Source organism: Rhizobium sp. SEMIA4064 (genome assembly GCF_003025035.1).
Taxonomy (GTDB): Bacteria; Pseudomonadota; Alphaproteobacteria; order Rhizobiales; family Rhizobiaceae; genus Rhizobium; species Rhizobium paranaense.
On the sequence record NZ_PYJN01000009.1, the window covers coordinates 1 to 23672 of the forward strand.

The 23672-nt window shown below is 56.9% G+C and carries 16 protein-coding genes and 2 pseudogenes; 13 read left to right on the top strand and 5 right to left on the bottom strand.

Annotation, left to right across the window (positions count from 1 at the left end):
• Positions 1-74: 74 nt before the first annotated feature.
• Positions 75-1256 (bottom strand): annotated as a pseudogene (locus C9E91_RS05285) (IS3 family transposase); the annotation flags it as partial.
• Here C9E91_RS05285 and C9E91_RS05290 point away from each other — a divergent pair.
• The 7 genes and pseudogenes from C9E91_RS05290 to C9E91_RS19950 form a co-directional block, all read left to right on the top strand.
• Entirely contained in the window at positions 1245-2657 is a 1413-nt protein-coding gene (locus C9E91_RS05290; protein WP_107107328.1) for an ATP-binding protein, read from the top strand. The pseudogene C9E91_RS05285 and the gene C9E91_RS05290 overlap by 12 nt on opposite strands.
• Position 2658: 1 nt before the next feature.
• Positions 2659-3174: a thioesterase family protein gene (locus tag C9E91_RS05295; RefSeq protein WP_107107329.1), complete on the top strand. Its 516-nt coding sequence runs from the start codon at positions 2659-2661 to the stop codon at positions 3172-3174.
• 540 nt (positions 3175-3714) lie between these two features.
• On the top strand, positions 3715-4749 hold the full coding sequence (locus C9E91_RS05300) for an extracellular solute-binding protein (protein WP_107107330.1): 1035 nt from the start codon (positions 3715-3717) through the stop codon (positions 4747-4749).
• 741 nt (positions 4750-5490) lie between these two features.
• The gene (locus tag C9E91_RS05305; protein WP_107107331.1) at positions 5491-7701 is read left to right on the top strand and encodes a methyl-accepting chemotaxis protein; all 2211 of its coding nucleotides are present in this window, start codon (positions 5491-5493) and stop codon (positions 7699-7701) included.
• Between the two features lie 666 nt (positions 7702-8367).
• Entirely contained in the window at positions 8368-8592 is a 225-nt protein-coding gene (locus C9E91_RS20140; RefSeq protein ID WP_107107332.1) for a transposase, read from the top strand.
• A 265-nt stretch (positions 8593-8857) separates the two neighbouring features.
• Positions 8858-9133 (top strand): IS66 family insertion sequence element accessory protein TnpB, encoded by a 276-nt coding sequence (tnpB, locus tag C9E91_RS05325; RefSeq protein WP_348626957.1) that lies wholly within the window; start codon positions 8858-8860, stop codon positions 9131-9133.
• A pseudogene (locus tag C9E91_RS19950) lies at positions 9091-9452 on the top strand (IS66 family transposase); the annotation flags it as partial. The gene tnpB and the pseudogene C9E91_RS19950, both read left to right, overlap by 43 nt.
• Positions 9453-9456: 4 nt before the next feature.
• Here the strand turns inward: C9E91_RS19950 and ndpC are convergent.
• The 4 genes from ndpC to C9E91_RS05345 all read right to left on the bottom strand — a co-directional run bounded on the left by ndpC (position 9457) and on the right by C9E91_RS05345 (position 14192).
• Positions 9457-11472 carry a 6-hydroxypseudooxynicotine oxidase gene (ndpC, locus tag C9E91_RS05330; protein ID WP_107107333.1) on the bottom strand — a complete coding sequence of 672 codons (2016 nt, stop codon included), beginning with the start codon at positions 11470-11472 and terminating at the stop codon, positions 9457-9459.
• Positions 11473-11574: 102 nt separating this feature from the next.
• Positions 11575-11973, bottom strand: a complete 399-nt coding sequence (locus C9E91_RS05335) for a nuclear transport factor 2 family protein (RefSeq protein WP_107107334.1) — start codon at positions 11971-11973, stop codon at positions 11575-11577.
• 120 nt (positions 11974-12093) lie between these two features.
• Positions 12094-12567, bottom strand: coding sequence for an alpha/beta hydrolase family protein (locus C9E91_RS20090; RefSeq protein WP_343070020.1), 474 nt, complete (start codon positions 12565-12567; stop codon positions 12094-12096).
• Between the two features lie 449 nt (positions 12568-13016).
• Positions 13017-14192: an FAD-dependent oxidoreductase gene (locus tag C9E91_RS05345; RefSeq protein WP_107107335.1), complete on the bottom strand. Its 1176-nt coding sequence runs from the start codon at positions 14190-14192 to the stop codon at positions 13017-13019.
• A 417-nt stretch (positions 14193-14609) separates the two neighbouring features.
• On the opposite strand from C9E91_RS05345, the gene C9E91_RS05350 reads away from it, so the two are divergent.
• From C9E91_RS05350 to C9E91_RS05375, 6 genes are all read left to right on the top strand, one after another.
• Positions 14610-15956 carry an MFS transporter gene (locus tag C9E91_RS05350; RefSeq protein ID WP_210203680.1) on the top strand — a complete coding sequence of 449 codons (1347 nt, stop codon included), beginning with the start codon at positions 14610-14612 and terminating at the stop codon, positions 15954-15956.
• A gap of 280 nt (positions 15957-16236) precedes the next feature.
• Positions 16237-16986, top strand: coding sequence for an electron transfer flavoprotein subunit beta/FixA family protein (locus tag C9E91_RS05355; RefSeq protein ID WP_107107342.1), 750 nt, complete (start codon positions 16237-16239; stop codon positions 16984-16986).
• 25 nt (positions 16987-17011) lie between these two features.
• On the top strand, positions 17012-17944 hold the full coding sequence (locus C9E91_RS05360) for an electron transfer flavoprotein subunit alpha/FixB family protein (protein WP_107107336.1): 933 nt from the start codon (positions 17012-17014) through the stop codon (positions 17942-17944).
• A gap of 707 nt (positions 17945-18651) precedes the next feature.
• Positions 18652-20316: an electron transfer flavoprotein-ubiquinone oxidoreductase gene (locus tag C9E91_RS05365; RefSeq protein ID WP_107107337.1), complete on the top strand. Its 1665-nt coding sequence runs from the start codon at positions 18652-18654 to the stop codon at positions 20314-20316.
• A gap of 260 nt (positions 20317-20576) precedes the next feature.
• Positions 20577-22169, top strand: coding sequence for a Re/Si-specific NAD(P)(+) transhydrogenase subunit alpha (locus C9E91_RS05370; RefSeq protein WP_107107338.1), 1593 nt, complete (start codon positions 20577-20579; stop codon positions 22167-22169).
• 17 nt (positions 22170-22186) lie between these two features.
• Positions 22187-23620 carry an NAD(P)(+) transhydrogenase (Re/Si-specific) subunit beta gene (locus tag C9E91_RS05375; RefSeq protein WP_107107339.1) on the top strand — a complete coding sequence of 478 codons (1434 nt, stop codon included), beginning with the start codon at positions 22187-22189 and terminating at the stop codon, positions 23618-23620.
• Positions 23621-23672 lie beyond the last annotated feature (52 nt).

Sequence of the window (23672 nt, forward strand, 5' to 3'; positions counted from 1 at the left end):
TTCTTGCGATATCGAGTATTCGAGAGCCTCCAATATACCAGGAATATCAACAACCTGCTGATACTTCACGGCCGACTGACTAACACCGCATCAGGTTGTGTTCCAATCGACCAGCTGATCACCATGCCATCGAAGCAATCTATGATCGGCGACAGATACACTTTACCGGCTGGAATCTGGAATTCGGTGATGTCCGTGAGCCATTTCTCGTTCGGTGTTTCCGCATTGAAGTCGCGGTTGATCAGGTTCTCAGGCGCAGGACTGATCTCTCCCAGGTACGAGCCAAAACGCCGTCGCCGTGGTCTGGCCACGACCAAACTCTCCTGCTTCATCAATCGCTGCACAACCTTCTCTGAGATTGTCACACTCTGCCTGGCCAGTGACGCTTGCAGTCGACGGTAGCCGTAGCAGCGATGGTTGCTTTCAAAGATTTCCGTCAGGTCGCGACGGATGGTTACATACTTGTCTTCCAGGTTCGCTCGGGCGCGGTGGTAGAAGTAGGAGCTTCGCGCAATCCCCAGCTGCACGAGCAGCTCTGGCAATCGATAGATATCTTTGAGGGCGTCAACCAGCTGTGTCTTCTCCCGATTACTCAGGAGTTGCAGATCGACGCCCAGGCCTTTTTTTAGCAGTTCATTGGCCTTCTTCAGCAGATCATGTTCAAGCTGCAATTGGCGGACATCACGTTGGAGGGCCTCAAGCTGACGCTCGAGTTCTTCGCGTTCAGGTGCCGGCGCAGAGGTTTTGCGGCGTTTCATCGATGAGGCAACCTCCTGACCGAGTAACTCATTCCTCCAAGCGTACAACGTCGGCCGGCATACGCCCAGCCGGTCGGCGACGTCTTGGGCACTCTCTTCTCCACTGCAAAGATCAAGGACCGCAACCTGCTTCAAGGCCTCGGGATAGGCCGGACGCCAGGTTCGACCGGCTATCGAAGTCCTCGCCTCGGGAAACGTCTCTCGAACCCATGCCGTTAAAGTTCCCCGACCTGGATAGCCCAACGCTCTCATCGTTGAAGAGATACAGCGATCATGAGTGCGGTAATGCTCAAGCGCAGCCTGCTGTTGGGCCGCTGAAAACTTTGGCGCGCGAGCCAAAGAACGAACGCGCAGATCGCGATGCTGCTCGTATTCGCGATACCAGTTCCTCAGCGCATTCTTGGTGGGATACCCCAATTGCCGGATCGTCGCCTTAACCCGCTTGCCGAGCTTGATATAAAGCTCAACCGCGCGAATTCTGTCTGCATGGGAATACATGAACTACCTCCTGGTGGTCCAAGTTTTCGTCCGCATCCCCTATCAGACTACGCCGGGTCAGTTCTCAGTGGCAATCAACAGGCCCGCGCTATCGCTCGAAAGGTTGGAGCACCGCTTCTTCCCTCTCTGGACGATGGCGGCACAACTGTCGAAAAGGCGCGGGAATTCGCGCAGATGCACGGCCTCCCCGTTATCATCAAAGCCCAACATGGCGGTGGCGGTCGCGGAATGCGTATCGTCAGGGAGATGAGCCAGTTGGAGCCAATGATGGCGGCGGCAGAGCGCGAGGCAGGTCTCGCGTTTGGGCGGCCGGAGTGCTTTGTTGAAGTCTATGCCGAAAACGCGCGACATGTAGAAACGCAGTGCCTTGCTGATCGACATGGAAATGTTGTCGTTCTCTCCACAAGAGACTGCACCCTGCAGCGTCGACAACAGAAGCTTGTCGAGGAAGCGCCGGCACCGTTTCTGAGCGGCGACCAGCTTGATCAGCTAAAGCGGGCTTCGGTCGGTATCCTGGAGGAGGTTGGCTACTGCGGGGCGGCCACGTGCGAATTCCTCGTGACGGAAAAGGGGGGCATCTACTTCCTCGAAGTGAATACCCGCGTCCAGGTCGAACACCCTGTGACGGAAGAAGTGACCGGCGTAGATATCATCCGCGAGATGTTCGATATCGCGGAAGGGAAGCCGCTGGAACTCAAGGACACGGTGATCCGGGGCCATTCCATTGAGTTCCGGATCAACGCGGAAGATCCATGGGCCGACTTCCGTCCGGTGCCGGGCAAGATTAAACGGATGCAGCTACCGGGGGGGCCCGGCGTGCGATTGGATTTTGGCTACGGCGAAGGCGACACCATCCCACCGTACTACGACTCGCTTGTCGGCAAGCTGATCGTGAGCGGCCGAGACCGAAAGCAGGCGATCGAGCGAGCTGCACGAGCGCTGGACGAGCTCTCGCTCGTAGGCATTAAAACCGTGGTGCCCCTGCATCGCGCGATCATCAAGCGACCAGAGTTCGCGGCCGACAGCGTTGAGGCCTTCCGAATCTATACCCGCTGGATTGATGTCGAAATGCCAAAGCTGTCCGAGGAAGCGGCAGCGTTGCAAGCCGCACCCTCGGTGGCGGCAGAGGATGCCGGTGAAATCTCACCTTTGGCGCCGGCACACGACGCTAACGAAGCCCCAAGCTACCGGGTAAGCATCAAGGCGCCGCTTTCAGGCGTCGTCATGGAGCTTTGCGTCAAGGAGGGCGACAAGATCTCGCGAGGTGATGTTGTGGCCATCATGGAATCCATGAAGATGGAACAATCAATTCTCGCAGAGGAAGACGGCGTCGTGACAAAAATCAATGTCGCGAGAAACGGATTTATCGAGGTGGGCGACGACCTGATGGGGATCGATTGAGATGACAGACCTGACGTTCGAGACAACGGCCATCGACGACCGACCCCAGGAAAACGCACTCCTGACCCTCGAGACCGTCGTGGATGAAGGGTGGATAGACTACAACGGTCACATGACCGAATGGCAATACTACAAGCTTCTCGCTGACGCCGGCGAGAATTTTCTCCGTGCGATGGGCTTCAGCGAAGAGTATCGCCTGAGAGGCTTCAGCTTCTTTTCTGTGGAAGGTCACCTTCGAAATCTAAAAGAGTGCCGGCTCGGAACGCCGATCCGCATCTTCACCGAAACCATCGGCGTCGATGACCTTAGGCTGCACATTTATCAGTACGTGATCAACGAGGCCCGCGATATCGTGCTCGCCACCGGCGAACATATGATGATTCATGTCGACACGGTCAGACGTCGCGCCGTCCCCGTGGACGACTATATGAAGGGCTGCCTGCAGAGGGCGCTGGTGAAATGGCGGCCGCTTAAAATGCCAAAAGGACTGCACGCATCCATCACTGCTGCAGTTTGACCAGCTCAATAGTAAGCGTCGCCGCCACCTGGGACAGCCAAGCAGCTCTTGGAAACTGTGTGGTGCCGTAGAAGGCCGCGAGATCACGCCATTCTATTGCTGGGCCATGCGAGATGCTCTTGAAGGTAGTGTGCAACGAGACTGCAACGCTGGTTCGACCCGCCACCAATAGCAGCGTGTGACCCATCTCGCGGCGGAAATGGGGCGGACAATCTTCAGGGACGTGGAAGGTGGCCCATCATCTGGCCACCTTGTCAGTCGCCTTGAGTAAAGACGTACCACCGCAGGTCCGGCAACTGAACGCGTCATCCAACTTCGGCAAGGTGGCTTCCTCTTTTTCTCGGCGCGATCTCCCCAGCACCAGCTCAAATTGCGAGATTATCAAAATGCCGAGGCGGCTGTCGGCAGGAACGCTTCTTTCGCGAGTGGCGTCCTACGCGAATGCAAAGGCGAAACCAAAAAAATTCGTATTTTGAATAATTAATGTTTTCTGAGCGTCTGAACGATGTATGGTGACAACCACCGAGAGGGAGGAAAATTATGATTACCAAAATCGCCTTGATCACTGCTCTGGTGACAGCCTTGGCAAGTGGAATCGCCTATGCCGACGGAGAACTTAACATCTATACGTACGGTGGATACACGAGTGAAGACTTGATCAAGAAATTCGAAAGCGAATACAACGTAAAAGTTACAATCTCGGAGTACGATACAAACGATACTGCTTTAGCAAAGTTAAAGGCTGGCGGTCACGGATTCGATCTGCTCGTTGGGGCGTCTACATACACCCCGATTTTTATTAAAGAGGGGCTTATTTTTAAGTCAAATCCGAATCAGATGACCAATTTTCGGAATGTGAATAAGCAGTGGGTGGACGTACCCTTTGACAGGGGTCGAGAATATACGGCGCCATGGCTCATAAACGTTGTCGGAGTTAGTGTGAATACGTCAGTGTATCAAGGAGATATAAATACATCGGCGATTATTTTTGATCCACCGAACGAACTTAAGGGAAAAATCAACGTCCAACCCGAAATGCTGGATATAATGGGGCTCGCGATCCACTATCTGGGCGGAAAAGAGCTTTGTACCGATGACAAAGTTCTTCTGCAGAAGGTGAGGGATAAGCTTCTTGCGGCGAAGAAACATTGGATTTCCATGGATTATACGACACGTGAACCCATGATTAAAGGCGATTATGCTGCGTCCGCTGATTGGAATGGAGTAGCTTTACAAGAGCGTTTGCAAAACAAAAATATTGCGTTTGGGTACCCGCAAACGGGTTTCCCGTATTGGATGGATAACATTGGCGTTGTATCCGGCGCCCCAAACTTGGAAAACGCGAAGCTCTTCATAAATTTCGTTATGGATCCGCAGAACATTGCTCTTGAGTCCGACTTCACCAACTTTGCAAATGGCATTGACGGCTCGGATCGATTTATGAAGAGTGGAATTGCCTCAGCGCCAGAATTTGCAATTCCTGACAAGCTCAAAGGTGCAGGATACTGGGCTACAACCTGCCCGCCCGCTATCCAGAAGCTCTATGGCGCTATCTGGTCAGAGGTTAGAATGTAGCGTTCGTGTCTTCGCACCGCGTCGTCTCACCTCGCTTCCCGAGGGTTTGATTATATTTTAGCCCACAGCTCGAATTACTAGTTAGATCCTTTCAGACCGCGGGGCAGAGCTGTCGCTGCCCTGCGGATCTCGACCGATCTCCCATTCCGGGATCCCGCGCTGCCGCTTGTCTTTCGGCATCGTTAACTCCTTGCGTTGTTCCCTAAACGAACCACAGGGCAGTGAGATGTCATCAAAGATGCGCAGTCTTCGCCCGACTCGTGAAAAGCCTGCGCGCATAGCGCGACGCGCATTGTCCTACCTTTGACGGCCGCCAGACAGCCTTGGGATACTTTCCGCAGCGTCGGGTCCGGCATTGGACAGTTGACTTCGGAAGAATTTTCCTTGGTGACGGCATGCCGAAGTTTATGTCAAGGCCGAGTGAACTCAAGGGTGTCGTAATTAACTCCACGATAATTATTCCATATTATAAAAAGAGCGTGGACGTCGGTGCAAACGGCGGAAACAGCTATGACAGCTCGTGCACCTGGAATCGGACGCGCCTTGTCCCATGCGAAGGCAAGCTTGTATTGATCCGTGACTTCCATGTCAGGAGAAGATGCGTAATTCCTTCCTTCGACGCGCGCAGTGGTTGTCTTGCGCGCGACTGGCCAGCAGTACGAGTTTCTCGATCGGGCTGCGTTGGATGCCAGACTAGTTCGACTGAAAACTCTGGCTCATTAGATTGGGGTGTTTACCAAAATGCGCACGAAATGGTCTCTTGCTCTAAAGCTAATCGCTGTTACCGCTACCGCGATAGCCGTAGTCTTGGTTTTATCGAACGCTGTCCTCGTCTTGGTTACAAAGAACCGAATAGAGCATCTGACCATCCAGCAGGCTAAGCTCGAAGCAGCAAGATTGGCAAATGACATTTCAGCGGAAATGACAGCGCTATCGACTCCGACATCCACGATGGCAGCTTTGATCGGCCAAGGCAGAGAAAAAGACTATCTTGATCGCGCTGCGGTGATCGACATGCTACGGGCTACAGCGCAAGCCAATATCGTTTTCAGCAGCTGGTTCATGGAGGAGCCCAACGCCTTCGACGGAAGGGCGGTAGAGTTCAAGGGAAACACCTCACTTGGGTCAGCAACCAATGGCGCGTTTTCGCCTACGTGGACAAAGCCAGGTGGAACTCTATCGATGGCACCCGTCGCCCTCGATTATAACGCCGAATACTACCGTGTCGCTTCCAAGTCCCGGCAGGGCCACCTTACGGAACCCTATGTTTGGGTCGACGCGCATGGTACTTTCCTCTTATCTACCATCTCGTATCCAGTCGTCAGTTCAGATCGCCTGATTGGTGTGACTGGTATGGACGTCGACCTAACAGCACTATCTGCCAAGCTGGGTGCACAACGGCCATTTGGCTCTGGTCGAGTATATGTTATTTCTCAGGCGAAACAGTGGATCGTAGCGCCTAGTTCCGACCAGACAACGAGGATCTATGATGAACTTGGCCAAAAAGAATTGTCCGAGGCGATCTCCGAGCAGACAACTGGAGTAGTGGAGGACGTGGAGGTCGCTGGGGTCACTTACACCCGCGTCCTGCTTCCCTTCGAAGTGCCGGGCTTGAATACCCGATGGGTCGTCTGCGTAGATGTTCCAACTTCGGTAATTGCCTCTGCGGTAAATGAGCAGATTACCCTGATGGTGTCGGCAGGCCTATTTGTAGTATTTATAATCGCGCTCGTCTTATTTGCGACGACGAGAATAATGCTTGCCCGTCCAATAGGGCGTTTGGTCAAGTTTGTGGAAGTGTTGGCCGTTGGGAACTATAGTGACTCATCCCCAGATACACGCCGATCAGATGAGATGGGAGCGGTCGCAACCGCGCTGGAAAAGCTACGTCATGCCCTGATCCAAGGAGAACGTGCAGAAACAGAGGCAACGAACGTGAGAGAGGCAAATGCGCGTGAGCGCGCCACGGCCGAGGCGGCTCGCGCGGAAGCGCTTGAGGAGCAGCGCCTCGTGGTGCGTGTTGTCGGAGAAGCGTTGAAGGACCTTGCACACGGTGACCTCACCTGCCGAATTCACGAAGAGTTTCGAGGTGAATATACCGAGCTAAGGGTCAACTTTAATTCCGCTTTGTCGAGCTTAGAAGAGACAATCCGCATGGTCGGCAGGGGCGTGAATCATATTAACGCAGGCATAGAGGAGATTAGCTCGAGTGCGACCGACTTGGCGCGCCGGACTGAAATGCAAGCGGTAGGCTTAGAAGAGTCAGCCGCAGCGATGGCCGAACTTACCGAACAGGTGCTGGCAAGCGCGACGAGAGCTTCCGCGGCTGCGACAAGCGTTAGCGCTGCCACCATAGACGCGGTTGCCACTGGCGACATTGTCGGGTGCGCGGTCCACTCCATGGAGAGCATCAGCCAATCGTCGCTAGAAATTACCCGTATCACAGGCATCATTGATGAGATCGCATTTCAGACAAATCTACTCGCCCTGAATGCTGGCGTAGAGGCGGCACGTGCGGGTGACGCTGGGAAAGGCTTTGCCGTCGTCGCGCAGGAAGTACGTGAACTCGCCCAACGCTCAGCTGCGGCAGCAAAGGACATCAAAGTACTCATTAGTTCGTCCGCGAAGCAGGTACAAGAGGGAGTTGGACTTGTCGGACAGGCCGGCCACGCATTGAGCAGGATCACAGCGCAGATCACAGCAATAAATGAGAATGTGAAGCAAATCTCTGTGGTGGCGGACGAGCAATCCGTTGGTCTGAAGAGTATCAGTGGTTCGATAAACCAGATGGATCAGGTGACACAACAGAACGCCGCTATGGTAGAAGAAACGACTGCGGCAAGTGTATCGCTGCGAGACGAGGCGCGTCTCTTGAGTGAAGCCGTAAGTCGTTTCAATTTGTCTGAAAATCGCGGCAAGGAAGAAGCAATCCAGCAGCGTCGTGTGGCTTGATTTCCGCTAATTCGTATGTTTGCTTGATGCTCTGGACCGGATCCTCAATGCCTCGGAGCGGCGATGATCCCTGGTGTGAAGGTCTAGTCGGCGACCGGCTATACGGACATGTGGAGCGGATTTCCTGGCCTGTCGCTGATGGTGCAGGAGAGGCTGAAGTGCTATCCGCGTAGCGGCCTTGTGTTATGCTTCCGCGGCGGGCTTTATGTGGCCGTCAGCGGTCGACGCCACGGTGGTGATTGCGCCGGCGCAGCTCCAGTATCTGCCCAAAGGAACCGACTGGCGGAGGCGACAAAAAACCTGGCGTCCGAGCTCGGCTGGATAGCTGAAATGGCTGGCGATTCCATCTCGTGATGACCGATGCGGCCGATCAGCTTCCCGACGACGTTGCAAGTGCACACGCGACGATCTTCGCCGAGCGCGGCACCCCATGAAGCCGTTGCCGTCGCTGCCGCCCAGGCGGTGAACTCGCATTCGGTCAACGTTGATCGGAGGCTGCCGATCCAAGAGCTCAAACGCGAGATTCATAGCATTCGCGCGGAGCGCAGGCCCGTTTTCTCGAACAGATTGAATTGCAGTTCGAGGAACGTAAGCCCACGGTGAGAGCCGTCTTGCGAGGTTGATGCGAACATCGGAAGTCCTAGTGCAAACACTAGGAGTAGTCCTATGACCAAGCATCCGATTGAAGTGATCGCGTCTGTCGCGCGCCGTCGGCGCTGCTCTCGCGAGGACAAAGAGCCGCTGGTTGCCGCCTGCCTTGAGCCTGGTGCGGTTCTTTCCGAGATTGTCCGTGCGGCCGGCATCCACGTGAGCCAGCTCTTTCGATGGCGCAGGAACTCTGCCGGATCGAAGAGCCGTCGACGCCGGTATCGAGCACATTGGTGCCCGTAATCGTTTCGGAGGCCGCGCAGGCAGCCCTGCCTGCTGCCTTAGAAGCGCCGGCCTCATCGCATCCCCGCCGGAAGCGGAGCGATTTGACGATTGATCTGGGCCGCGGTCGTCGTGACCGTGTAGACAGCGACATCGAGAGGGAGGCGCTTCGCCGTATTCTCGATTGTGTGCTGGGTCGGTGATGATCCCGGTTCCTGCTGGTGTGAAGGTCTGGCTGGCGACGGGCCATACAGATAGGCGCAAGAGCTTTCCCGGTTTGTCACTGATGGTGCAGGAGACGTTGAAGCGTGATCCGATGTGCGGACACTTGTTCGTCTTTCGCGGTCGTGGCGGTGGCCTGATCAAGGTCATCTGGCATGATGGCCAGGGAGCCTGCCTGTTCACGAAAAAGCTGGAACGTGGACGCTTTCATATGGCCGTCGGCGGCCGATGGAGCGGTGGTGATTACTCCTGGGCAACTCGGCTATTTGCTAGAAGGTATAGACGTAAGCATCCGGGGAACTGGAAGCCGACGCCAGCCAGGACGCACTGGCCGCCGTAACGGCAAAGCCTTTCAACGGTCCATACCTTCGAGCGCAAGCGTCTTTTAAGGAAGCCGTTTCCGGGGCAACCTGTCGCGCGAACGCGGCGTCACTGCTCGGCCAACAAGCTGCCCATGCTGCGGCTCGGCCAAGCTGGCGATGACGTTACCGAAATTAGAAGTGGTCCCGCGCAAAGGCCATCCAGTCATTCTTTGCCCGGAATGCGAGAAGATCGCACAGCTGCCAGCACCCTTTCATGTGACGCCGCGCCTTTGTAGGGCCAAACCTGCTGGCGATGATCCTGTCGCGAAGCTCGGCCAGCATCAACCGCTGAACCGGCCGACTAACGGCCGGTAGAGCAAAATTCAATGCCCGCCTTTCGTCCATCTTTGGTGGCCTGAGCGATTTGGCCCGGTCCAAGACAGTCGCCAATGCGTTCAACCGACGCAATCTCACCTGCTTCTCTCTTTGCAATCAACTCATGATAAAGGACATCATCGGATATTTGTCCGGTTACAAGAACTACGGCGTCCACTTTCCTATTGGATTCCGCACCAGTTAGAATACGGCTGGTAGTAATGTTGCCAGATGAGATGCTAGTTACGGATGTGCCGACGACGATCTCGATACCCATCTCGTTCATTGCGTTGATTACGTGAACAAGTTCCAGTGTGTTGATCGTCCACGGTGCCGGATCGCTCGCAGTCGTGATGTAAGTTACCTTACAGCCTGATCGTGCAAGGCGTTCAGCTACCACCGTGGCCATGTAAAAGTAGTCTTCATCATAAACGACGACCTCACCGCGAGGTAAGTTACCATCCAAGATTTCTTCCGGGCCGTACACGTGGGGTAGATCAGCGCCGGGTATCGGTTCATCGTGATTGCGACCGATACCATCCTTGCGCCATTTTGCGCCGGTCGCCACGATCACATGATCCGCTTCGAAGCCGATGACGTCGTCTGCAGTAAGGACGCTGTTAAGATACATGTTTGCATTTGGCATCGTCTGCAGTTGCCCAACACGGTAGTCCACCACGCGCCCCCAGGCACTCAAGCGAGGCATTTTACGCTCCCGCACAAGCCGTCCCCCCCACTCCGATCCTCCGTCTGCGATAGAAACCTGGTAACCGCGTTTTGCAAGTGTGTGACCTGCTTCGAGACCCGCGGGACCCCCACCTACAACAAGAATCGTCTTAGACGGGTCATCTGCGGGAGGAACATTTTCGGGATGCCAGCCCAACGTATGTTCTTCTCCTGCTGACGGGTTCTGCGTACAGCGAATACGGACGTATGTCATGACCTCCGCTGTGCAAGCGTTACATCCTATGCACTCACGAATATCATCGTGGCGACCTTCGTTTATCTTGTTTGGCAAGAAGGGATCGGCTATCGAAGGTCGTGCTGCCCCGATTAAATCCAGCACTCCTCGCTTAATCTGGCTTACCATCGCGTCAGGCGACGTAAATCGTCCGACGCCTACAACGGGTTTGTTCGTCACCTTCTTCACAAAGTCGATGAACGGTTCTTGCTGCCCTTCTTCGAAGAAGCGACTGCTTCCGCTATCCCATGGCCAGTCGCTTACATTGACGTCCCACAGGTCAGGGACGTCCGAAAGTGCTTCAACAACGCGCCGCCCGTCTTCAAGCGCGGTAATATTAGATGCCCGTCGTCGGTCTTCCACCGCAAATCGAACTGCAACTGCGCAGGTGTCACCAACCGCGTCCTTCACATCAGAAAGTGTTTCGCGAAGGAGTCGAACGCGATTTTCGAAGACGCCGCCGTATTCGTCGGTTCTCTTGTTTGTTTTCACATCAAGGAAGTCTTGCAGAAGGGACAAATTGTGAGCGCAGTAGACATATACGATGTCGAAACCGGCCGATTTGGCGCGGACTGCCGCATCGCGGTACCAGCGTCTGAATTGGGCAATATCTTGTTTGTCGATCGTGCGGGCTGTTATCGGGTTGTAATAGTAGTGAGGAAATTTCGCGGTGGGAGATAATGGATGCTCGCGATGAGAAGCGGCCGGTCCCGACGCACCCGCATGTGCGAGTTCCACCCCAGCCAACGCACCATGTTCTTTCACGGCTGCGGCAACGCGGGCTAGTTGAGGGACATGACTGTCACTGTAAAAACAGGGGTCCGGCAACGGGGCATGGTCAGAGGTTTGATGGATCATCGTTTCTTCCAAGCATACGACGCCCCACCCTCCTTCGGCTCGAGCTCTTCGATAGGCGATCATTCCATCGATGGAGGACATGCCCATGCTTAGAGCATGCGGGACAACGTAGAACCGGTTCTTGGTCCTGACGGGACCAATCTGAACGGGCTCAAAAAGGATGTCATAACGTGGATCTCGCATTAGAGACGCTCCAATTGGTGCTTTGATAGTCATGGGTATAGCCGTAGGCTACGCGGGAAGGCGCTATCGGCGGGTGGGTTAACAATTCCAAATGGGGAGAAGTTAAGCCTCAGAAACCGTCGGTGCTACCGTACGGGTCGAAATCTCGCGCGCCTTACAAAACGCATTTTTAACGGCGATTTTTCCCTCGCGGAAGCGAAGAATATCTAGCCCATCGATGGCAGAGCTATTGCCGTCGGCTGTTATGACTAAGGTCCATGTGACGATCGCAGTCGAGGTGCGCTCGTCGATCGATGTGGAAGTAACGTTGTATTGTGTGGAGGCGTTCAAAAAATCGTCACTCGGCGCAAGCGCTTGTCCAATTGCCGCGCGTCCACTGTGTTGGACGCCGAAAGGGTCCACGTATACGCTAGCGTCGGTGAAGAAATCGAGCGTCTTCGAGAAGTCTCGCGTATTAAACGTTTCCATAAAGGACTCAACTTGCGCGATAAGATTTTCCATTCACAATCCTCCAACAAGCACCTGCAATCCGAAAGGTTCGAGGGCTATCACCAAAAGAATGACCAACGAGTCAGTCTAACTAAGAACGCAGTATTAACTGCCAACGAAAATGAGAATGGCTCAGCTCACGCGATCGTTGAGCCATTCGATAATCTCACGGGCAATATCGTCCGAGTTATACTCAGACATTAACATGTGACCATTCCCGAAGATGCCCTTCTCCTCAAGCCGAATATGGTCGACGGCGTTTCCCCGACCCCGGATATATTCTACGGCTTGTGCATTTGCCTCACGCATCCAGCTTGCTTCACCTGATACAACCGCGATCGGCCGAATGAACGGATCATGTTCCCCGGAAAGGGGCGCGGCGTTGAGACCGTGCGAAAATTGGCCAAGGGGATGTTGGAAGCCAGGACAGCCCAGTGGCTCCACTGCAACAATAGCCTTCACCAATGGACCGCCAATCGCCGCCAATGCCCATCCGCACGGCGCACCAGCGGAGTGGCTGACCAAAACTGTGTCCCCGACCATGCTAAAAAGCCCCTGCGCGATAACTTCCACGTGCTCTTGGCTTGCGGCGAGACTTGTTGCCATTGGCCCCTGGCTCGCCATGAAGCGATCGGCAGGAAGCTCACCACCCGGCCACTGGGTGTGTTTTTCCGCCCCTGGCCAAAGTTGGCTTTTCGCTACTTCAAAAAAACGTGGACCCAGTTGCTCGTAACTTGGAGGTAGCGTCGCACTGCCAAGTACACGTCGATCCCAGCGGTTCCGCCCATGTCCTGGCCGGTCAAGCAGGTATACGGGATACCCCGCCCGCAGAAACGCGTGTGCCCAGCCGGGCCGGCCATCCGGAGTGCGCAGAAACTCCGAACTTTGTCCACCGCCGCCATGTACGAATGTTATCGATACGCTTTTCGGTTCGACGGGTACGAACCATTCGACATACGCGGTCGCACCGGGATATGTCTCGCCCGCGTATAGATTACGCGACGTTGTGAGAAATCTCCCTCCGAAGTCTGCGAGGGCCAAGGGTGTAAGGCTGCTCAATATACTGTTCGCATCTGTTCGTGAAATTTCATCATTACGCGCATTTTGTCTCTGTCAGCCGCGATTGCACGCGCCTGTTCGATCCACTGCTCTTTCTGCTGGCCAGGTAGCATGTGATACATGTTGCGTAGGTTTGAAGATGCGCGTGGCGAGACGATCTCAAGAAACTTGTAACGGCGGTCCCTATCGTAGGTTTCCAGTATGTCTTCGCTGCGGTTATCGTGAACAACTTGGGTAAGGGCTTCGACGAGCGCGAATGTGTCAAACATACCTCCCGTCAGCCCCAGACCCCCCGTGGGATTGGTAATATGCGCTGCATCGCCGACTAGCATGATGCGGCCCACTCGCATTCGATCAGCACAGCGTTGATGCATTCGGTAGGGCGAAAATGCCTCCACGTCGAACGGAACGTCGCCGGTGAGCAGGTCCGGCAACACCTTTGCAATTCTTTGCGGAAGGTCTTCGATTGGAAGGGCGGGGTCTTCCATAAATGTGACGCGCCAGAAGTCGCTGGTGTCGATTTTGCAAATGACGGAACCGTAGACATGATCAATCTGCATCGTCGTCTTCGAGTAGCCGCGCCGATCAAGGTCTACGCGCGTATTGGTTGCGACATAACGTTCTGGCCACGTGATACCGAAGAAATTGAGATTCAGAACCTCTCGCCGAACAAAGCTGGCTGCGCCGTCGGCGCCAATCAACCAGTCGGCGTCGATGGTCTCGGTAAGTCCATCTTTTAGAATCGTCGCCCGTACGCCACTGCCGTTCTGTTCGCATGCAGTCAAAGTGGTCGAAAAGTGAATTTCGACATTCGGCAACTTCTGCAGATGGGAAAGAATAATAAGGGACAGTTTATCTTGGCCCAAATGAAGCGCGTAAGGGAATTCGATCTCGCCTTCAAGACACCCGATGTCCCAGCGGATCATTTCACCGGTCTCGTGGATGCGCCAGGCGTGGTCCTGCCGAAGGAAACCGGCCGTCACGCAATCGTCAAGCACGCCCAAATCTCGGAGATGCGGGAGGACAGATGAATGGTAAACAAGCGCGCGAGGACTATTATTCGGCGTCGCCTCCGCCTCCAATACCGTCACATGCATACCGGAACGTGCTAAGCCTAACGTGGTAAGAAGCCCGGTTGGGCCGCCACCGACGACAACGACATGTGCGCTCATGTTAACTCTCACTTCTTCTGAAAATGGTTGTCGCTGACCCAACGGGCATTGAAGTCACCACATTTACTTCGACACTGCCATACCGGCCTAAAAATGGCAGGCTAGCTGCCGCCTCTCTTCGATCGAACGATACTTGCCCGCAGTGAATTAAAAACTTGATTAATTAAAATGCGTGCTGATGTCAAGATACCTGAATCGTGCTCAACGACCTGACGTCGTTCGGCCGGAGAGGCGTTACGGCGGCGTAACATGGGACAAAGAAGCCGGCCGGCTACGAGAAATTTTATTTTCGATACAAATTAATTATTCAATATTGTAATTTATCAACGCTGACGCTATCGTATGCTTCGCCGATTAAGTCGCGCCAAGATTCGAGGTGTGGCGGCATTTAATGGACGGAGCGCAGGGGAGGAAACCATGAGCGTGAAACTCGAGTCATCTAATCTAGGCATGCAAGCCCGAACCGCCGGTCACTCGCACGACCTAGGTAATGTGCTTCGACGGAAATCGTTAATCGCGACTGGCCTCGGCAATACTCTGGAGTGGTACGATTGGACGATCTATGCGGTTTTCGCTCCATATATCGCGAAGGCAATGTTTGACACACAAGACCCAGTCTCGGCTTTGTTGAGTACATTGGCGATTTTTGCGGTCGGCTTCATCTCTCGCCCGCTTGGAGGTATTGTCTTCGGTGCCCTTGCGGACCGCCTGGGGCGTAAAACCGTGTTGTTGATAAGCATGGTTCTTATGGGCTTCGGCAGTCTTTTAATCGCAGTCTCCCCAACATATGCAGCTGTTGGCGGATTTGCGTCTCTCATGGTCTTGGCTGCTAGGCTGTTGCAAGGTTTTGCTCACGGGGGGGAGGCTACCGCTTCCTATGCGTACCTTGCGGAGATCGCGCCAAAAGAACGGCGGGGCCTGTGGTCTAGCAGTATGTTCTTTAGTGTCGGCATCGGTAGCATTGTAGCTACCCTGCTTGGTGTCGTCTTGACCCGGCTAATTGATGTCGCGGACATGGACTTTTGGGGGTGGCGTATTCCGTTTCTCCTCGGCGCCCTGCTCTCCGTGCTCGTGTTGTTCTTACGAAAGAGCATGATGGAAAGCGACGTGCTGACGGATTTCGTAGGCTCGCCGCAGGGTTCTCCCAACCCAGTCGAGGCCCCCGATTGGCCGAAGAGCAAAATCATATCTCGAGCTGTCGGGATTTTCTTTTACCAAGCTGGCGTCGGCCTGCCATATTATCTCTGGACCGCCTACGCCGCCGTGTTCGCTATAACGCAGCGTGGCATGGATCCAAGCGGCGCCTTCACCGCGAGTCTGTTTGCACAAATTCCCTATATCATCGCTGTCCCTATATGGGGTTACGTTTCCGATCGAATCGGTAGGAAGCCCGTAACGATTTTTTATTTTCTGGCAGTAGCGGTGCTAACATTTCCCCTAATCGGCTTCATATCCAATGAACCTTGGACGCTATTTGTCGCGCAAGGCGTGATGCTCTCGGTTACTGGTTGTATTGGTGGAACGCTACCTGCAATCATTGCTGAACGTGTTCCAACACGGTACCGTTCGCGCATCATGGGTATTTCTCTCCCCCTTTCACTTGCTCTGTTCGGCGGCACAGCACCCTATTTGAGCAGCTGGTTCTCAAGCATGAACCTCTCCTGGGTGTTTAACCTGTATGTTGTGGTTGTAGTTCTAATAGCAGCGGGCGTGGTAGCAACGTGGAGAGAAACGAGTGGAATTGACTTGCGAGAAGTCAATTAGCATGCAGGTTCATCGGCGATGATGGCGGGCGGAGTGGTCATTCCCCTCCGTACGTGCGCCGGCTCTGCGCCATCAACCAGCAAGCTGATGTGCTGATGAACGGTTTCTGCAGCTCGTGGAAAAAGGCGCAAGGGCGTGACCGGAGGATTCGCCGGTTTTATCGGAAAGCTATGGGGTTGAGTGGGCATCTCAAGATGATGAAATCTAGTCAATGAGACCATCAGAAACTTTAACCTCGGGAACGTAATAAAGGCTTCCAAACATGCAACTAGATGCCAGCATTAAGATCATTGTCCCAGTCAAACGGGTCGTCGACTACAACGTCAAGATCCGGGTAAAGCCGGATGGCACGGGCGTCGAGCTTGCCAATGTGAAGATGTCGATGAACCCGTTCGACGAGATCTCGGTGGAAGAGGCGCTGCGGCTGAAGGAAGCCGGCAAGTGCGAGGAAGTGATCGTCGTCTCGATCGGTCCGGCCAAGGCCGAGGAGACGCTTCGGACCGCGCTTGCCATGGGTGCCGACCGGGCGATCCTGGTCGAGACCGACGATCAGGTCGAGCCGCTGGCCGTGGCCAAGATCCTCAAGGGCATCGCGGATGCCGAACAGCCCGGCCTGATCATCGTCGGCAAGCAGGCGATCGATGACGACAGTAACCAGACCGGCCAGATGCTGGCGGCGCTGCTGGGTTCGGCCCAGGCGACCTTCGCCTCGAAGATCGAGATCGGTGACGGAAAAGCCCAGGTGACCCGCGAGGTCGATGGCGGCCTGCAGACGATCGAGATCACGCTGCCGGCGGTCATCACCTCGGATCTGCGGCTGAACGAACCGCGTTACGCCTCGCTGCCGAACATCATGAAGGCGAAGAAGAAGCCGCTCGACAAGAAGAGCCCGGCCGATTTCGGTGTGTCCACGACGCCGCGGCTGAAGGTGCTGAAGACCGAGGAGCCGAGTGGCCGCAAGGCCGGCGTCAAGGTCAAGTCGGTCGCTGAGCTGGTCGACAAGCTCAAGAACGAAGCCGGCGTGCTGTAATCGGGCAGGAACAGGAGCAACTATCATGACCATTCTTCTTCTGGCCGACCACGACAACGTCAGCCTCACCGATCAGACCGCCAAGGCGCTGACGGCAGCAACGCAGATCGGCTCCGATATCCATGTGCTGGTTGCCGGCAAGGGCGCCAAGGCTGCGGCCGATGCTGCTGCCAGGCTCTCCGGCGTCTCCAAGGTGCTGCTGGCCGAAAGCGACGAGCATGCCAACAACCTCGCCGAACCGCTTGCCGACCTGATCGTCTCGCTGGCCGGTTCCTATGACACGATCATCTCGGCTGCAACCTCGACCGGCAAGGATGTGTTGCCGCGGGTGGCTGCCCTGCTCGACGTCGCCCAGGTCTCGGAAATCATCGAAGTGATCTCGGCCGATACCTTCAAGCGGCCGATCTATGCCGGCAATGCCATCCAGACGGTGCAGGCAAGCGACGCCAAGAAGGTCATCACCGTGCGCACCGCCTCGTTTTCCCCGGCCTCCCAAGGCCCAGCTGCTGCCGTCGAGGAGATCTCGACGGCAGCTTTTTCTTCGACGCTTTCGCGTTTCGTGAAGGATGCGCTGTCGGCCTCCGACCGTCCGGAACTGACCTCGGCGAAGATCATCCTCTCCGGCGGCCGGGCGCTCGGCTCGGCAGAAAAATTCAAGGAAGTCATCCTGCCGCTTGCCGACAAGCTCGGGGCTGCGGTCGGCGCATCCCGTGCCGCCGTCGATGCCGGATATGCGCCGAACGACTGGCAGGTCGGCCAGACCGGCAAGGTGGTAGCGCCCGATCTCTACATTGCAGCCGGCATCTCCGGGGCCATCCAGCATCTGGCCGGCATGAAGGACAGTAAGGTGATCGTCGCCATCAACAAGGACGAGGAGGCGCCGATCTTCCAGGTCGCCGACTACGGCCTTGTCGCCGATCTGTTCGAGGCCCTGCCGGAATTACAGAGGGCGCTATAAGGGATAGATATCGCCTCCCAAGCGAAAGGATGGCGCGGCCAAGGCTGTGTCATCCTTAAATTTCTTTGGCTCCAGAAGTCCGTTAGATGAAAAGCAATTTCTTGACAGCATCGCACCAATCGACCCTCAGAATCTTAGCTGCGGTCACCAGCTATCTCGCCGAAAGGGGTGTTACACCTCGGATCGTTAGCAGTTCGACGCTCGCACTCATCGCAGTTGTTCTGGCGATGGGCTGGAAACCGCGTATCCTTCTGACACGCCTCGATGAGACACTTGGGTCAGGTGGATGAAGAGGCGAGCCTTCTGTCATAGTCAGATCCAATCTAGTCAGCAAATCTATCTGGGCCCTGCTCGTTGCCTTGAACGAGACGGAGACGACAGCGTGTGCGCGCACGAAGTGGTTCGCGGGCGTTTGCAACTTTGCGGATATCCGGACGCGGCCGTCGGCCGGCCGGAAATGGCAAGGGCAAATTGGATAAAGCTTGGTACCTCGGTCATAGACCTTGGCTCCATCCGCGCTCAGACGACCGACGCGGGGTGCAAGTGCTGCCTCCTCAGCGACGCTACTTTTCAAGGGCTGCGCGACGGTCAGAAGCGAGGCCGCCAGCGGCGGTGTTCGTTCGAAATCATCCCTACGGTTGATCGCGAGCTCCGTGTTCACCACCTGCCGAAAACTCGCGCAGGTGCGCCAAGGTCTGGAGACTGAAATGAGCGGAAAATTTGCAGCCCCCGAACGCGAGAGCATGGAATTCGACGTGGTTATCGTCGGCGCAGGTCCGGCCGGTCTGTCCGCGGCGATCCGGCTGAAGCAGGTCAATCCGGAGCTTTCGGTCGTCGTGCTGGAGAAGGGCTCGGAAGTCGGCGCCCATATTCTCTCGGGCGCCGTCGTCGATCCGATCGGCATCGATCGGCTGCTGCCGGGCTGGCGCCAGGAAGCCGACCATCCCTTCAAGACCGAGGTCAATGCCGACCACTTCCTGCTGCTCGGTCCCGCCGGCTCGATCCGCCTGCCGAATTTTATGATGCCGCCGCTGATGAACAATCACGGCAACTACATCATCTCGCTCGGCCTCGTCTGTCGCTGGCTGGCTGGGAAGGCCGAAGAACTCGGCGTCGAGATCTATCCGGGCTTTGCCGCCACCGAAGTGCTCTACAATGATGAGGGCGCCGTCATTGGCGTTGCCACCGGCGACATGGGCATCGAGAAGAACGGCGAGCCCGGCCCCAACTATACCCGCGGCATGGAACTGCTTGGCAAATATGTGCTGATCGGCGAGGGCGTGCGCGGCTCGCTTGCCAAGCAGCTGATCGCCAAGTTCGACCTGCAGAAGGATCGCGAGCCGCAAAAGTTCGGCATCGGCATCAAGGAGCTCTGGCAGGTCAAGCCGGAGAACCACAAACAGGGTCTCGTCCAGCACTCCTTCGGCTGGCCGCTCGGCATGAAGACCGGCGGCGGCTCGTTCCTGTATCATCTGGAAGACAACCTCGTGGCCGTCGGCTTCGTGGTGCACCTGAACTACAAGAACCCCTATCTCTATCCCTTCGAGGAATTCCAGCGCTTCAAGACGCATCCGGCAATCCGCACCACCTTCGAGGGCGGCAAGCGTCTGTCCTATGGCGCGCGCGCCATCACCGAAGGCGGCTACCAGTCGGTGCCGAAGTTGACCTTCCCAGGTGGCGCCCTGATCGGCTGCTCCGCCGGCTTCGTCAACGTCCCCCGCATCAAGGGCAGCCACAACGCGGTACTGTCGGGCATGCTGGCGGCTGACAGGATCGCCGACGCGATCGCCGCAGGCCGCGCCAATGACGAGGTCACCGAGATCGAGAACGAATGGCGCAAGGGCGACATCGGCAAGGATCTGAAGCGAGTGCGCAACGTCAAGCCGCTCTGGTCGAGGTTCGGAACGGCTGCCGGCGTCGCGCTCGGCGGCCTCGACATGTGGACCAACACGCTGTTCGGCTTTTCCGTCTTCGGCACGCTGAAACACGGCAAGACCGACGCGCAGTCGCTAGAGCCGGCCGCGCAGCACAAGCCGATCGCCTATCCGAAACCGGATGGCGTCCTGACCTTCGACCGGCTGTCGTCGGTGTTTTTATCGAACACCAACCACGAGGAAGACCAGCCGGTGCATCTGCAGGTCAAGGACATCGGCCTGCAGAAGCGATCCGAACACGACATCTACGCCGGCCCGTCGACGCGCTACTGTCCGGCCGGGGTCTATGAATGGGTGGAGAAGGACGGGGAGGAGACCTTCGTCATCAACGCCCAGAACTGCGTCCACTGCAAGACCTGCGACATCAAGGATCCGAACCAGAACATCAACTGGGTTCCCCCGCAGGGCGGCGAGGGGCCGGTCTATCCGAATATGTGAAACAGCAGCTGGGCCGTATTGCACGGCATGGATGCTGCGCCTCATGCAGGATCGCACACTTCCCTCCGACAGACCGCAAGCGGCGGTGCGCAAGCTGGTCGTCTGAAAGTATCTGAAATTCGTGGCGTCGAAATTCATCTCACGCGTCATGTGTGAAATTTCCCAACGCCGACAACATTGTGGCTTGAATGGACTGCTAAATTTAACAAAGCGAATTCTTGCCACGCGATAACACGGTCACTTCAGCAGGAACAGTAATCATGTCAAACAAGGTTGGGGTACCCCGAGAAATCACTGCAGGCGAGTCACGTGTTGGGTTGACGCCAGAGAGTGCGTTGCAGTTGGTGAAGCTTGGGCATGACTGCCTGGTTGAGACGGGTGCGGGGCTTTCGGCGGGGTTTTCGGACGAGGCGTACCGGGCGGCGGGTGTGAGGGTGGTCGCGACGCGCGAGGCGGTCTATGCGGAAGGCGACGTGATCGCCAAGGTGCGGCCGCCGCAGGCCGATGAGGTGGCGCTTTTGTCTGCCGGCAAGACGCTGATCTCGTTTTTCTATCCGGCGCAGAACAAGGATCTGCTGGAGCAGGCGCGCGAGACGGGTGCGAGCGTGATCGCCATGGACATGGTGCCGCGCATTTCCCGCGCCCAGAAGATGGACGCACTGTCGTCGATGGCCAACGTTGCCGGTTACCGGGCGGTGATCGAGGCGGGCAGCAATTTCGGGCGGTTCTTCACGGGCCAGGTGACGGCGGCAGGCAAGGTGCCGCCGGCCAAGGTGCTGGTGATCGGCGCCGGCGTCGCCGGCCTGGCCGCGATCGGCACGGCGACGTCGCTCGGCGCGATCACCTATGCGTTCGACGTGCGGCCTGAGGTGGCCGAGCAGATCGAGAGCATGGGGGCTGAGTTCGTCTATCTCGATTTTGCCCACAGTCAGGGTGGCGGTCAGCAGGATGGTGCTGCGACCGGCGGTTATGCCGCCCCGTCCTCGCCGGAATTCCGCGAGAAGCAGTTGGCGAAGTTCCGTGAACTGGCGCCTGAGATCGACATCGTCATCACCACGGCGCTGATCCCCGGCCGCGATGCGCCCAAACTGTGGCTCGAAGACATGGTCGCGGCGATGAAGCCGGGCTCCGTCGTCGTCGACCTTGCGGCCGAACGCGGCGGCAATTGCGACCTGACGGTGCCCGACCAAAAGATCGTCTCGCCGAATGGTGTGACCATTGTCGGCTATACCGACTTCCCGAGCCGCATGGCCGCCCAGGCCTCGACGCTCTACGCCACCAATGTCCGTCACATGCTGAGCGACCTGACGCCGGGGAAGGACGGTGTCCTCGTCCACAACATGGACGACGACGTCATCCGGGGAGCGACGGTGACGAAGGCCGGCGAAATAACATTCCCCCCGCCGCCGCCGAAGATCCAGGCGATCGCCGCGCAAAAGCCGAAGGAAAAGGTCAGGGAACTGACGCTTGAGGAGAAGCGTGCTGCCGAGGTCAAGGCCTTCAAGGCGCAGACGAAGAGCCAAGGCATCCTGCTGTTCGTAGCGACCGCTCTGCTTCTGGTGGTCGGCGCCGTCGCGCCAGCCAGCTTCATGAGCCATTTCGTCGTCTTTGTACTTTCCTGTTTCGTCGGCTTCCAGGTGATCTGGAATGTCAGCCATTCCCTCCACACGCCGCTGATGGCAGTGACGAATGCGGTCTCCGGTATCGTCATCCTTGGCGCGCTTCTTCAGGTCGGCTCAAGCCATTGGCTTGTCGTGGCGCTGGCAGCGCTTTCGGTGCTGGTCGCCACGATCAACATTGTCGGCGGCTTCCTCGTAACACGCCGCATGCTCGCCATGTTCCAGAAGTCCTGAGTTAGAGGCTTTAATCCATGACCATCGGTATCGTTTCGGCTGCCTATATCTCCGCGGCTGTCCTCTTCATTCTGTCGCTCGGCGGGCTCTCCGGCCAGGAAAGCGCCAAGCGCGCCGTCTGGTACGGCATTGTCGGCATGGCGCTCGCCGTCGTCGCCACCGTCTTCGGACCCGGCGTCGGCAACTGGTTCATCATCCTCTTCATGATCGCTGGCGGCGCGGTGCTGGGATATTATGTCGCCTCGCGCGTCCAGATGACCGAGATGCCGCAGCTTGTCGCGGCCCTTCATTCCTTTGTCGGTCTTGCCGCCGTCTTCATTGGCTTCAACGCCCATATCGAGGCGGACAACATTGCCGGCATGGACGAGGCGGCGCGCTCGGCTCTGTCGGGCTTTGCCGGCATCCTCGCCCACAAGAGCCCGGTCGAGCTTGCCATCATGAAGGTCGAGGTCTTCCTCGGCGTGTTCATCGGCGCCGTAACCTTCACCGGTTCGGTCGTCGCCTTCGGAAAGCTCGCCGGCAAGGTCGACGGCAAGGCGAAGAAGCTGCCCGGCGGCCATTTCCTCAATGCCGCCGCCGCCATCCTGTCGCTGCTGCTGCTCTTGATGTATGCCAATGGCGCCGGCGCATGGACGCTGATCGCCATGACGCTTCTCGCCTTCTTTATCGGTTATCACCTGATCATGGGCATCGGCGGCGCCGACATGCCGGTGGTCGTGTCGATGCTGAACAGCTATTCCGGCTGGGCGGCCGCGGCGATCGGGTTTACGCTTGGCAACGACCTTCTGATCGTCACCGGCGCGCTGGTCGGCTCCTCGGGTGCGATCCTGTCCTACATCATGTGCAAGGCGATGAACCGCTCTTTCATCTCGGTCATCCTCGGCGGCTTCGGCGGTACGACCGGTCCGGCCATGGAGATCTCCGGCGAACAGATCGCCATCGACGCAGACGGTGTCGCCTCGGCGCTCAACGATGCCGACAGCGTCATCATCGTGCCGGGCTACGGCATGGCGGTGGCGCAGGCCCAGCAGTCTGTCTCGGAACTGACCCGCAAGCTCAGGGCCGCCGGCAAGACCGTGCGCTTTGCCATCCATCCCGTCGCCGGCCGTCTGCCGGGCCACATGAACGTGCTGCTCGCCGAAGCCAGGGTGCCCTATGATATCGTGCTGGAGATGGACGAGATCAACGAGGACTTCCCCTCGACTGACGTCGTCATCGTCATCGGCTCCAACGACATCGTCAACCCGGCCGCCCAGGAGGATCCGAACTCCCCGATCGCCGGCATGCCGGTGCTCGAGGTGTGGAAGGCCAAGCAGGTGTTCGTCTCCAAACGCGGCCAAGGCACCGGCTATTCCGGCATCGAGAACCCTTTGTTCTACAAGGACAACACCCGCATGTTCTACGGCGACGCAAAGAAAAGCATCGACCAGTTGCTGCCGGCGCTGGCTTGAGGCGGAAAAATCGCAATGGTGAGCGTAGGTTTTTTGAGAGGTTGGAGTTCGA